The 11,804-nt window shown below is 72.3% G+C and carries 8 protein-coding genes; 4 read left to right on the forward strand and 4 right to left on the reverse strand.

Annotation, left to right across the window (positions count from 1 at the left end; genetic code table 11):
- Window positions 1-50: 50 nt before the first annotated feature.
- Window positions 51-743, forward strand: coding sequence for a DUF305 domain-containing protein (locus tag EHO50_RS13165; protein WP_128430077.1), 693 nt, complete (start codon window positions 51-53; stop codon window positions 741-743).
- Window positions 744-780: 37 nt separating this feature from the next.
- Here the strand turns inward: EHO50_RS13165 and EHO50_RS13170 are convergent, their stop codons facing one another.
- Complete coding sequence (locus tag EHO50_RS13170) at window positions 781-1,242, reverse strand: DUF6214 family protein (protein WP_128430078.1); 462 nt, start codon at window positions 1,240-1,242, stop codon at window positions 781-783.
- Window positions 1,243-1,460: 218 nt separating this feature from the next.
- Between EHO50_RS13170 and EHO50_RS13175 the strand changes: the two genes are divergently transcribed.
- Complete coding sequence (locus EHO50_RS13175) at window positions 1,461-2,804, forward strand: FAD-dependent oxidoreductase (protein WP_128430079.1); 1,344 nt, start codon at window positions 1,461-1,463, stop codon at window positions 2,802-2,804.
- A 106-nt stretch (window positions 2,805-2,910) separates the two neighbouring features.
- Window positions 2,911-4,299, forward strand: coding sequence for a nucleobase:cation symporter-2 family protein (locus EHO50_RS13180; RefSeq protein WP_128430080.1), 1,389 nt, complete (start codon window positions 2,911-2,913; stop codon window positions 4,297-4,299).
- Here the strand turns inward: EHO50_RS13180 and EHO50_RS13185 are convergent.
- Window positions 4,219-4,572, reverse strand: coding sequence for an ArsR/SmtB family transcription factor (locus tag EHO50_RS13185; protein ID WP_128430081.1), 354 nt, complete (start codon window positions 4,570-4,572; stop codon window positions 4,219-4,221). The genes EHO50_RS13180 and EHO50_RS13185 overlap by 81 nt on opposite strands.
- A gap of 127 nt (window positions 4,573-4,699) precedes the next feature.
- Here EHO50_RS13185 and EHO50_RS13190 point away from each other — a divergent pair, with 127 nt between their 5' ends.
- Window positions 4,700-5,779 carry an NADH:flavin oxidoreductase/NADH oxidase gene (locus tag EHO50_RS13190; protein WP_128430082.1) on the forward strand — a complete coding sequence of 360 codons (1,080 nt, stop codon included), beginning with the start codon at window positions 4,700-4,702 and terminating at the stop codon, window positions 5,777-5,779.
- A gap of 131 nt (window positions 5,780-5,910) precedes the next feature.
- On the opposite strand, the gene EHO50_RS13195 is transcribed toward EHO50_RS13190, so the two are convergent.
- Complete coding sequence (locus EHO50_RS13195) at window positions 5,911-10,278, reverse strand: cation-translocating P-type ATPase (RefSeq protein ID WP_128430083.1); 4,368 nt, start codon at window positions 10,276-10,278, stop codon at window positions 5,911-5,913.
- Between the two features lie 196 nt (window positions 10,279-10,474).
- Window positions 10,475-11,800 carry an extracellular catalytic domain type 1 short-chain-length polyhydroxyalkanoate depolymerase gene (locus EHO50_RS13200; RefSeq protein ID WP_128430084.1) on the reverse strand — a complete coding sequence of 442 codons (1,326 nt, stop codon included), beginning with the start codon at window positions 11,798-11,800 and terminating at the stop codon, window positions 10,475-10,477.
- Window positions 11,801-11,804 lie beyond the last annotated feature (4 nt).

Genomic DNA, 11,804 nt, shown 5'->3' on the forward strand with positions numbered 1-11,804 from the left:
GTGCCGTTCGCACTGGAACGGCTCACGCACGCCCGAGTATGGTCTTCACCATGCACATTTCAAGGGCTGGCCATGAACATGTAACGAAGGAGCCCCTTTACCGGGCGCGTTGCGTTACGGCCTCACTGGCCGTCCTGGCCGTGCTCGTGCTGGGCGGCTGCGACTCCGACTCCGACCCCAAGTCGGCTGCGGAGAGCGGGCCTTCGGTGATCGCGCCGGGCAAGCCCGGTGAGTCGAACCGGATGCTGTCCGCCGAGGAGGCCGCACGGGAGCGTGCCGAGGACGACTCCCCCAACTCCGCGGACGTCGACTACGCGCGGATGATGATCGAGCATCACACGCAGGCCCTGGAGATGACCGAACTCGTCCCGGACCGGGCCGAGTCGGCGAAGGTCAGAAGACTCGCCGAGCGGATCGCCGCCGCGCAGGGCCCGGAGATCTCCGCTATGAAGGGCTGGCTGAAGACCCACGGCAAGGCCGCGAAGGCCGACAAGAGCGACGGCCACGAGCATGCCTCGATGCCCGGCATGGCGAGCGAGGCACAGCTGGCGAAGCTGCGCGCCGCGCGAGGGACCGCGTTCGACCAGCTCTTCCTCACACTGATGATCACCCATCACGAGGGGGCGATCACCATGGCCGCGACGGTGAAGGGGCAGGGCAACAACATCCAGATCGAGGAGATGGCCGACGAGGTGGTGGCGCAGCAGACGAGCGAGATCACGCGGATGCGGGACATGCTCTGACGGACCCGGCCGGTACGGTCCGCCGCCGAGGCCGTGCTCAGCGGCGGGCTCGGCGCCGTGTCAGGAAGCCCGCGTCGCGCGCCTGGCCGATCAGCCGGAGCGACTTGCGGCGACCGTGCCCCGTCGCGCTCATCACCGCGAGGACGGGGTCGGCCCCCTCCTCCTGCGCCGCGCGATATTTCTGCGCGACGAGCCACTGCCCCTCGACACCCCCCGGCCAGACCGTCCGATCCGCGTTCGGCCCGAGGTCCTCGCTGTCGGCGGGCTCCGCCCCGATCCCGCACGCGTCGAAGAGCGGAGCCTCGATCCAGTCGGCGAGCGCCGTCAGGTCATCGAGGGACAGCGCCGGCTCGGCCCGTACGTCCTCGATGGAGACGCACCCCTCGGACACCACGGCGAGCGTGTCGACGTGGGCGCCGTCGCCGAACTCCAGCCGGACCCAGAACCACGCCGTGGCACCGGCACCGTCCCGCACTTCCCACGCGGGCCATACGGACACGGCACCGTCCGTCGCGGAACGATCGGAAAGATTAAGAAAGGATGCTTCCAGCACACACGCAACGTAACCTCATGATCACATTCCATACGAACGAACACGCTTCCCGTACGGCGCACAGCACCCTGTCAGCGGAGCGGCAGCGGTGCGATGCTGGATGCGAGAGCGACTCCTGAAGATCCCCGAAGATCCCCGCAGGCCCTCGGACAAGGAGTTCCGCCGTGCTGCGTGTCGCCGTCGTCGGTTCCGGCCCGAGCGGGTGCTACACCGCTCAAGGCCTCGTACAGCAGGATCCGGACGTGCTCGTCGACGTCCTGGACCGGCTGCCGTGCCCCTACGGCCTGGTGCGGTACGGGGTGGCACCGGACCACGAGAAGATCAAGTCCCTCCAGAACAACCTGCGCACGGTCCTGGAGCACGAGCGGGTGCGCTTCCTCGGCGGCATCCAGGTCGGACCGGACGGGACGTCGATCGACCGGCTGCGGGAGCTGTACCACGCGGTCGTGTACTGCGTGGGCGCCGCCACCGACCGGCACCTCGGGATTCCCGGCGAGGACCTGCCGGGCAGCTGGTCGGCGACCGAGTTCGTGTCCTGGTACAGCGCCCATCCGGACGCCGTCGACGACGGTTTCGTGCTCGGTGCGCGCTCGGCGGTGGTCATCGGTGTCGGGAACGTCGCGGTGGACGTCACGCGGATGCTGGCGCGGGGCACGGCCGAGCTGAGCCCCACCGACATGCCGCAGGCGGCGCTCACCGCCCTCGCCGCTAGCCGGGTGACGGACATCAGCATGGTGGGGCGGCGCGGCCCCTCGCAGGCCCGCTTCACCACAAAGGAGCTGCGGGAGCTGGGCACCCTGCCCGACACGGAAGTCACCGTGGACCCGCGAGAGCTGGCGCTCGACCCGGCCTACGACGACCCTTCCGGGCTGCCCGCGCCGCAACGCCGCAACGTCGAGGTGCTGCGCGGCTGGGCCGAGTCCCCGTCGAGCGAGGCCCGCCACCGCATTCGGCTGCGCTTCTTCCTCCGCCCCGTCGAACTCCTCGCCGACGCGGGGCGCGTGGGCGCGGTGCGCTTCGAGCGGACGGCACCGGACGGCCAGGGCGGGGTGACGGGCACGGGCCGGTACGAGGAGATCGAGGCCCAGCTGGTGCTGCGTTCGGTGGGCTATCGCGGAGTACCGCTGGAGGGCCTGCCGTTCGACCCGGCAACCGGCACGGTGCCCCATCTCGCCGGCCGCGTACTGCGCGCGGGCCTCGTAGCGCCGGGCGAGTACGTGGCGGGCTGGATCAAGCGGGGCCCGACGGGGGTCATCGGCACCAACCGTCCGTGCGCGAAGGAGACGGTGACGTCACTGCTGGAGGACGCCTCCGTGCTCGCACAAAGGGAACTGCCCGGGGATCCGCTCACGGCACTGCGCGCCGACGGGATCGAGCCGGTCGAGTGGACGGGTTGGTGCGCTATTGAGCGGGCGGAGGCGGAGCTCGGGGCGCAGCTTGGCCGGGGCGTGGTGAAGCTCCCCGACTGGGAGTCACTGTTGAGCGCCGCGCACCGCAGCGCCCCGTAAGGGGCGCGGGGAACTGCGCGAGCAACCACATACAACTCGCAGCGAGAAACGAAGCAGCAACACCCTCGAAATCAACAAACTGTTCAACACGCCTACGGTTTCGGACATGGCCAAAACCACCCCTGTGCACCCCGTCGATGAAGTACCCCCGGCCCGCCAACTCGCCGCCTTCGGCCTACAACACGTACTCGCGATGTACGCCGGCGCCGTGGCCGTTCCGCTCATCGTCGGCGGCGCGATGAAACTGCCGCCCGCGGATCTGGCGTACCTGATCACCGCCGACCTGCTGGTGTGCGGCATCGCGACACTGATCCAGTGCATCGGCTTCTGGCGCTTCGGCGTGCGACTGCCGATCATGCAGGGCTGCACCTTCGCCGCCGTGTCGCCCATGGTGCTGATCGGCACGACGGGCGGCGGACTCCCCGCGATCTACGGCTCGGTGATCGTCGCGGGGCTCGCGATCGTGCTGCTGGCGCCGGTCTTCGGCAAGCTGCTGCGCTTCTTCCCACCCCTCGTCACGGGCACCGTGATCCTGATCATCGGCCTCTCGCTGCTGCCGGTCGCGGGCAACTGGGCCGCCGGCGGCGTCGGTTCACCCGACTTCGGGGAGCCGAAGAACCTCGCGCTGGCCGCGTTCGTGCTCGCGGTGGTGCTCGGTGTGCAGCGGTTCGCGCCCGTGTTCCTGAGCCGGATCGCCGTGCTGATCGGCATCGCGGTCGGGCTCGCGGTGGCGGTGCCGTTCGGGTTCACCGACTTCGGCGGGGTCGGGGACGCGGACTGGGTCGGGATCAGCACGCCGTTCCACTTCGGGGCGCCCACCTTCGAGTTCTCAGCGATCCTCTCGATGTTGGTAGTGGCTTTGGTGACCATGACCGAGACGACCGGCGACTTCATCGCGGTCGGCGAGATGACGGACCGCAAGATCTCGCCGCGCTCCCTCTCGGACGGCCTGCGCGCCGACGGGCTGTCGACCGTGCTGGGCGGCGTCTTCAACACCTTCCCGTACACGGCGTACGCGCAGAACGTGGGCCTCGTCGGCATGACCCGCGTGCGCAGCCGCTGGGTGGTCGCGACCGCGGGCGGCATCCTCGTACTGCTCGGCCTGCTGCCGAAGCTGGGCGCGGTGGTGGCGGCGATCCCGGCGCCGGTGCTGGGCGGTGCGGGTCTGGTGATGTTCGGGACGGTGGCGGCGAGCGGCCTGAGGACCCTCGCCCAGGTGGACTTCAAGGGCAACAACAACCTGACGGTGGTGGCCGTTTCCGTGGCCATGGGTGTGCTGCCGGTCGGCGTGCCGACGGTCTACGAGAAGTTCCCGGACTGGTTCCAGACGGTGATGAACAGCGGGATCAGCGCGGGCTGTCTGACGGCGATCGTGCTGAACCTGCTCTTCAACCACCTGCCCGCGAGGGGCGGTTCAGGCGCCGCCGAGGCGGGCGGCCTGCCGGGCGGCGGCGTCGAGAAGGCAGTCGAGAAGTCCCGGGAAGAGGCCGTCTAGGTCGTCCTTGCGCAGGCCGTTCATCTTGGCCGTGCCCCGGTAGACCTGCTGGATCACACCGCTCTCGCGCAGCACCCGGAAGTGATGCGTGGTGGTGGACTTGGTCACGGGCAGGTCGAAGTGCGAACAGGAGAGCTCGTCGCCGACGGCGGCGAGCTCTCGCACGATCTGCAGCCGCATCGGGTCGGAGAGCGCGTGCAGCACGCCTTCCAGACGGATCTCCTCGCGCGCGGGGTGCGGGAGGTCTCGGCTGCTGACAGCGGGGCTGGTCACTGCGGCACCCCTTCACTTTCACTCGGCTTCCTCCATTGTACGAGAACCCTCGTAGTTTGACACTTCCCGTACTACGATGCCTATCGTACGAGTCGACCGCTGGTCCCCACACCGAATGGAGTGAGCCGTGAGTGCGCTCTTCGAGACCTACACCCTGCGCGATGTGACGATCCCGAACCGGGTGTGGATGCCCCCGATGTGCCAGTACTCGGCCGCGCCGGACGGCCCCGACATGGGCGTCCCCAACGACTGGCACTTCGCGCACTACGCGGCCCGTGCAGCCGGCGGCACGGGGCTGATCATCGTCGAGGCCACGGGCGTCAGCCCCGAGGGCCGGATCTCCCCGTACGACCTGGGCATCTGGAACGACACCCAGGTCGAGGCGTTCCGCCGGATCACCCGCTTCCTGGTGTCGCAGGGCACTGTGCCGGCGATCCAGCTGGCACACGCCGGGCGCAAGGCATCGACCGACCAGCCCTGGCGGGGCGGTGCGCCGGTGGGGCCGGACGCGCACGGATGGCAGCCGGTGGCGCCGAGCGCCGTCGCGTTCGCCGACGGGCACCCGGTGCCGAGTGAGCTGACGGTCGCCGAGATCCAGGAGATCGTGGGGCAGTTCGCGGACGCCGCGCGCCGTGCCCTCGCCGCCGGCTTCGAGGTCGCCGAGATCCACGGCGCCCACGGCTATCTGATCAACGAGTTCCTCTCCCCGTACTCCAACCACCGCACCGACGAGTACGGCGGCTCGTACGAGAACCGCACCCGTTTCGCGCTCCAGGTCGTGGACGCCGTACGGGAGGTGTGGCCGGACGACAAGCCGCTGTTCTTCCGTATCTCGGCGACGGACTGGCTGGAGGGGGACGGCTGGACCGCCGACGACACGGTCCGTTTCGCCGCCGATCTCCAGGCCCACGGCATCGACCTGCTCGACGTCTCCACCGGCGGCAACGCCTCCGGTGCCCGCATCCCCGTCGGCCCGGGTTACCAGGTGCCGTTCGCTGCGCGGGTGAAGGCCGAGACCTCGCTGCCGGTCGCCGCGGTGGGGCTGATCACCGAGGCAGAGCAGGCCGAGAAGATCATCGCGAACGGCGAGGCGGATGCGGTGCTGCTCGGCCGGGAGTTGCTGCGCAGCCCTTCGTGGGCGCGGGGCGCTGCGCGGGAGCTGGGCGGGGAGGTGCATGTGCCGGACCAGTACCATCGGTCCGTTTGATCGCCTACTCGTCTGTGGCTTGTCTCGTGTTGCGGCTGCGGGTTCGTGGGGGTTGATCGCGCCCACGCGGCGGAGCCGCATATGGACACAGCCCCGCGCCCCTTGGGTCGGCACGCTCACCTCGGTCGAGATCATCCGGTCGGTACACGGCGCATCACGGCCCGTTCCAGGTACGGCACAGCGCGCTGGCCGGCCACCGCGAGCGCGATCGACGCGGCTACGCCCGTCCAGGCGATCGGGCCCAGCGGTGTGCAGCCGAAGAGGTGGCTGAGGCCGGGGGTCTCGACCAGGACGAAGAGGGCGGCTGCGGAGCCCAGGGCGGTGGCTTGGACCAGCGGGCTGCCCCGGCGGTCGGCCAGGGTCTGGGCGAGCTGGGTGCCGACGACCGCGCACAGGGCCATCGTGGTGGAGCGGCGGGCCGTGCCCGGGGTGAAGCGGCCGAACAGCCAGGCGGACGTCGCGCCGAGCGTGGTGGTCAGGGCGCGGTACCGGATCTTGCGGATCAGGGGGGCGCCGAGGAGTGAGGTGCCGAGGGGTTCGGTGCCTTCGGGGGTGGGAGAGGCCGGCTCGCCGTGTTCGGTGGCAGGGCCGTGACGGCCGTCCCGCTCCGCCGGTTCCGTCTCCCCGTTCTCCGTCTCCTTCGGCGTCACCGCGACCGCCATGGCCGGGAACAGGTCCGTGAACAGGTTGACCAGCAGCATCTGGCGGGTGGACAGGGGCGAGGCGCCCGACAGGAGGGTGCCGAGGAGGCCGAAGCCGACCTCGCCCGCGTTGCCGCCGATCAGGATGGCGATGGCGTCGGCGACGCTGTGCCACAGGGCCCGGCCCTCGGCAACGGCCTCGATGAGGACCGTGAGGTCGCCGTCGGTGAGGACGAGGTCGGCCGCGTTGCGTGCGGCCGCCGAGCCTCGGGCGCTGATGCCGACGCCGATGTCGGCGGCGCGGATGGCCGCGGCGTCGTTGGCCCCGTCGCCGACCATGCCGACCACCCGGCCGGCGTCCCGCAGCGCCTCGATGACCTGCAGTTTCTGCTCGGGTGCGACCCTGGCCACGACGCCCATGTCACGCAGCAGCCGGGCGCGTTCCTCCCGGCCCGCGGACGCCAGCTCGTCGCCCGTGACCACGCCGGTGTCCTCGGGCCAGCCCAGTTCCGCGGCGATCGCGCGGGCGGTCTGCGGGTGGTCGCCGGTCAGCATGACGGGTCGTACGCCCGCCTTGCGCAGGCCCTCGACGAGGGCCGTGGACGTGTCGCGCGGGACGTCGGCGAGGGCGAGCAGTCCGGTGAACTCCAGCTTCTCCAGGGGCTGTTCCAGGACGTCCGCCGCCTCGTCCGCCGCGTCCAGGGGGCGCCGGGCCACCGCCAGGACACGCAGTCCGTCGCCGGCCAGCCGCTGTGCCGTCTCCGAGGCCGACGACGGCAGGTCGGCACAGGCGGGCAGCACCGTCTCGGGGGCGCCCTTGACCACGAGTACCGGGGTGTCGTCCTCGGCCCGGCCTACGGCTGCGGCATAACCGCGGCCGGCCTCGAAGGGCAGGCCCTCGGTCTGGGTCCACTGCGGGTCGGGGCCTGCGGCGTCGAGGACGGCCTCGTCGGTGGCGTGCACAGGCCGGTCGGAGCCGCCGTTGAGCTGCGGGCAGGCGCGGGCCGCGACCCGCAGGGTGGCATGGCCCTCGTCCGGCTTGCCGACCGTGCCGTCGGCGTCGGTCACGCGCACCAGGCGCAGCCGGTTCTCGGTGAGGGTGCCGGTCTTGTCGAAGCAGATGGTGTCCATCCGGCCGAGCGCCTCCAGGGTGCGCGGCGCCCGGACGAGGACTCCGCCGCGGCTCAGCCGACGAGCGGCGGCCAGCTGCGCCACGGTCGCCACCAGCGGCAGTCCCTCGGGGACGGCGGCCACGGCCACCGCCACGCCACCGCTCACCGCTCGGCGGATCGGCGTGCCGCGCAGCAGCGACAGAGCGGTCACCCCGGCGCCACCCGCCAGGGTCAACGGCAGGGCTTTGTCGGTGAGTTCCCGCAGCCTGGCCTGAACTCCGGCGGACGGTGGCTTGCGGGAGGCGAGGGCCACCGCCCGGGCGGCCTCCGTCCGGTCCCCGGTGTCCACCACGACGGCCCGGGCGTGCCCGGCCACCACGGTCGTGCCCTCGAACACCATGCAGCTGCGGTCCGGCACGGCCGCGTCCGGGGTCGGTTCGGTCGCCTTGTCGGCCGCCAAGGACTCCCCGGTCAGCGCGGACTCGTCGACCTCCAGGCCGTCCTCCCACACCAGGCGGGCATCGGCGGGCACCACATCGTCCGCCCGGAGCTCGATCAGGTCGCCCGGACTGAGCTTGGCGGCGTCCACGAGGTGCGGCTCGGGCTCCGGCTCCTCGGTCGTGACGCGTGCCTGCCGCTTCTGCTTCGCCACCAGCCCGGACAGGGCCCGCTCGGCCCGCATCCGCTGAACACCGCCGACCAGCGCGTTCAGGTCGAGCGCGCCGATGACCAGCAGGGCGTCCACGACGGAGCCGAGGATCGCCTCGGCGGCCGAGCCGACGGCCAGCACCGGGGTGAGCGGGTCGTCGAGTTCGCCGCGTACGGCCCGGGCGAGCCGCAGCGGTCCGCTCACCGGCGCGAACACGCGCTGCCGGCCCATCGTGCGGATCGTCTCGCGCGCGCGGCCGGTGGCCTGCTCGGGCAGGGTCTCTTCCGGGCCCTGTTCGTGTTCCAGCCGGTCGCGTACCTCGGTGTGCTCCAGTTCGTGCCAGGCCACGCGCGGACGCGGATGCGGGGCGCGGGCCACCGCCACGCCGAGGGCGGTGCGCACGCCGGTCAGCAGGGCCCAGGCCGCGCCCGCGTCGACCGGGGTGTGCCGCAGGCCGGGCCACGGCGTGGGGCGGCCACGCCGGGACTTGCCGATGGCCACCAGGAGCCCGGACAGGGCGGCACCGGACCGGGCCAGGGTCTGCGACCTGCGGCCGACGCCGCGCGCGGCCGGTACCGCCCGCAGCAGCCGCCACACATCGGCCAGACCGTGCAGGGCGAGTACGTCCGCGCCCCAGACGACGGCCCCGTCCCGGTCGGTGAGGGCGACGGCCACATCGCCGGCGAGCAGTCCGGTGAGTACGTCCTCGTCGTCCGGTCCTGGCCGGGCGACCGTGACGACGACGCCGCCGTCGTCCTCGGTGCGCAACGCGTTCACGACATCGCTCAGCGACCGCTCGTCGCGTACGACCTGGTCGGCGAGGCTGGTGAAGTCGGCCAAGGCGGGGTCGTCCACCATCACGACCCGCAGGCCCGCCCGCCGCGCCGCGTCCAGCACCTCCTCGGTCCACGGGTCCGCGCCCGCGCCGGGAGTGCGCAGCGCGCTCGGATGCAGGACGACCGTGTCGGCCATCTCCAGCTGCCGCAGCCGCTCCGTGTCCCGAACCAGGACGCCGGTGCGGGACAGCGCACCACTCAGTACGGCGTGGAAGGCGGCGGGTCCGTAGCGCGCGGCCTTGGGAGAGCCCGCGAGCACCGCCTCCGCCGCCTCGGTGCCGTCGTGCTTGACCAGCAGCGTGGCCAGCGCACCCACCAGACTGCCGGTCTCGGCGTGCGCGGCGTACTCCTGGGCCGGGGAGGTGCGCAGCGGCGGGCGCGCGAGGTGGTCCCCGGTCACGCTGCCCCGCTCCGGCACGCACACCTCGTCGTGGACCCTGTCGAACGCCGCCGCACGAGCCACCGTCTCCGCCAGCTGGAGCGCGCGCAGCGCACCGTCGAGCACCAGGGCGGTCGGGGTCCGGCCGGCACCGTGGGCGGCCGCGTTCGCGGCGGCCAGCACCATGTCCATGCGGGAGCGGCCGATCCTGGCGCGCAGCCAGCCGCGGAAGCGCGGATTCTCCCGCGCCAGCGTCACCAGCGCGGTCACCGCCCGGGGTGAGGCCGGCAGGCGCAGGCCGTATCCGAGGAAGGCGGTCGCGATGCCGATGCCGTCGGCGGCGAGCGTCGCGGCGGCGGCCCGTACTCCGGCGGGGTCGGCCGGGTGGACGATGTCGTCCACCGCCTCGTCCGTCTGCGCCAGACCGTGCCGGGCCGCGATCTCGGAGGCCTTCTCCACCACGCGATCGCTGACCGCGTCCTCGACGGCGGTCACCACCAGCCTTTGCAGTCCGCCGTCCCAGTAGGCGAGGGCCACGTCGGGCCGCTCCGCCAGCGCCGCGGCGACGCGGCGCGCCGCGTGCTCCGTCCCGCCCGCCCGCCGTACGCGGTCCGGTGACTCGGGCCGCAGTGCGAGGTGGGTGCGGGTGCCGGACCGCCAGGGGTGCGGGCGGCCGGGCAGCGTGTTGCGGGCGACCCGCACGACACGCGCCGCGGAGTCGGCGCCCCGCACGCCGGCCCGGGCCGTCCCTGCCACGGCCCCCGCTGCGGCTCCCGCCACCGGGGCGGCTCCCTTGACGAGCAGCCGGGGCCCGGCCGCGACCAGTCCGGCCGCGGCGGCCGCCGGACGTGTGACTGTGCGTGTGAGGAGTCCCAGAACCATCGCTCGCCCTCAGCCGGTCGTGCTGTGACATCGCCTTTCGTGGGGCCCGGGTTCCCGCAAAACGGCATGTCATCCGCCTACGGGCGCCCGGCATGCCGGGCCGGGCGCCCGCGGCGGAGGCTGATCGGGTGGGGCGGGGGGACCGCTGGGTGGTCACAGGCACTCGCTCCCCCGGCCATCCAGCGGTCCGCGGACGTCAACCTGTCGTGCAGGCCGTCCCGTTGAGCGTGAAGGCGCCCGGCGCCGCGCTGTTGCCGGTGTGGTTCGCCTGGTAGCCGATGCTGACGCTCGCTCCTGGTGCGAGCGCCGCGTTGTACGAGGCGCTGGTCGCCGTCACCGCGCCGGAGGCCGGGGTGTACGTGGCCCCCCAGCCGTTGGTGATCGTCTGGCCGGCGGGCAGGGTGAAGCCGAGCTGCCAGCCGTTGATCGCCGTCGAGCTGGTGTTGGTGATCGTCACGGAGGCGGTCAGGCCCGTGTTCCAGGCGTTGGTGGTGGCGCTCACCTTGCAGGCGCCGGGCTGGGGCTGGGGTGCGGGGCCGCCGCTGTCGAGGCCGAAGAAGGTGAGGACCCGGGCCGCCATGCCGTAGCCGTACAGGTTGTGGCCGACGCCCTGGAGGCTGATCGCCTCGACGGGGGCCCGGTCACCGGTGCCGCCGTAGCGGGTGCGGGTCCAGCCGGACTGGGGCGTGTCCGTGGCGGCCGGGGTCTGGCTGACGCCCTGGACGTTCGTCCACTGCTTGATCATCTCCCCGAAGTTGGGGTAGCGCAGGACGTCGTCCTCTGTGCCGTGCCACAGCTGCATGCGCGGGCGGGGGCCGGTGTAGCCGGGGTAGGCGCCGCGCACCAGGTTGCCCCACTCCTGCGGGGTGTGCGTCACCGTGCCGTTCGCGCAGGCGCTGTTCCACTCGGAGCCGTCGGTGGTGGCGAAGCAGCCGAAGGGGACGCCCGAGAAGGCGGCGCCCGCGGCGAACACGTCGGGGTAGTCGCCGAGCAGGACGTTGGTCATCATCGCGCCGGAGGAGATACCGGTGGCGTAGACGCGGCTGGTGTCGGCGTCGTAGGTGCGGGTGACCCAGTCGATCATGGACTTGATGCCGACCGGGTCGCTGCCGCCGTTACGTTTGAGCGCCTGCGGCGAGGAGACGTCGAAGCACTTGCTGCTGCGGGTGACGGACGGGTAGAGCACGATGAAGCCGTACTGGTCGGCCAGCGTGTCGTACTCGGTGCCGTTGTACATGTCGGGGCCGGAGCCGGTGCACCAGTGCACGGCCACCAGGACCGCCGGGTTGGCGGTGACGCGGTCCGGCACGTACAGGTACATCCGCAGGTTGCTGGGGTTGGTGCCGAAGTCGGTGACCTCGGTGAGCGTCGCGGTGGGGACGACGTCGGCGGCCTCGGTGCGGGCGGCGGCCGCGGGGGCGGTGACGAGCAGTGCCGCGAGCAGTGGCAGAAGGCCTCCGACGAGGGCTACGAGTAGCGCGTGGAGCGGTCTTCTGACGGTGGTGCCGGTGGGGGTGGGCACGTCC

This window comes from Streptomyces cyaneus (assembly GCF_004028635.1).
Classification (GTDB): Bacteria; Actinomycetota; Actinomycetes; order Streptomycetales; family Streptomycetaceae; genus Streptomyces; species Streptomyces cyaneus.